Origin of the sequence: Nodularia chucula CCY0103 (assembly GCF_963923915.1) — a bacterium.
In the GTDB taxonomy this organism is placed as follows: Bacteria; Cyanobacteriota; Cyanobacteriia; order Cyanobacteriales; family Nostocaceae; genus Nodularia; species Nodularia chucula.
In genome coordinates, this window is record NZ_CAWUOL010000204.1 from 1 (window position 1) to 984 (window position 984).

The following is a 984-nucleotide window of genomic DNA, read 5'->3' on the forward strand; positions in this document are numbered from 1 at the left end:
TTAAAGTATTTATATCTTAATTAAGTGTACCTCATAACAGACGGAAGTGCTGTAACTATCTCGAAAACCGAGAAAAGTCATCCTTAATTGGTGGCAATATGTTTGGCACAAATGCCGCCGAACTAGCTAGAGAATTTCGACTGTCTCGACAACTCAACCCAGAAGCCCTGAAAGTAGTTCACCATGTTTCCCTCTCACTCACCCCAGGCGAACAGCTAGATAACGATACATGGTGTGAAATCGCCGACAAATATATAGAGGCAATGGGTTACACAGCCAACCAATACGCCATTTACCGCCACAACGACCGCGACCACGACCATATACACATTTGCGCCAGCCGAATCAGCCTAGACAATGGTAAGATTACCAGTGATAGCTGGGAATACGTGCGCTCCGAAAAAATCATTCGCCAGCTTGAACTAGAATACAGTTTACAACAAGCTCAAAGTAGCAAAGAAAAACTCAACCGCGCCCCCAGCATAGGACAACAGCGACGCATCGAGCGAGAACAACTGGAATACGAGCAAGGTTTAAGAGATACAGCCCCACAACAAGCAATCAAAACCCAACTAATTGAACTGATTGACCGCGCCACAGTAGACCAACCAACCATGCCCCAAATGATTGAAAGATTGCAATTATTGGGTGTAGAAGTGCGCCACGGATTAACACGCAACGGCAAGAGTAAAGGCATCTCCTACGCCTGGAATGAGCAGAAATTTAGCGGTACAAGTTTAGGTGCAGCTTACACCTTCCCAGGACTACAAAAACATAAAGAAATTGACTACCAACCACAACGCGACGACCAACCCATTGAGCAACTGCTGTTAAATCCAGTCAAACCGATATCTTCTGATGAAGTACAAAAGTTTCTCCAAGAGATTGAACAGAAACAACAGTTGCCATTTACGCCCCCAGCAGAAGATGAAAGCCTATGGCCTACATTAAAAAATTACCTGACTGAAAAACGTGGCATCTCAT

General features: G+C 44.6%; 1 protein-coding gene. It reads left to right on the forward strand.

Annotation, left to right across the window (positions count from 1 at the left end):
• Positions 1–98: 98 nt before the first annotated feature.
• The coding region (locus tag ACM0OP_RS24210; protein WP_414530951.1) for a relaxase/mobilization nuclease domain-containing protein at positions 99–984 on the forward strand (886 nt) is incomplete at its 3' end.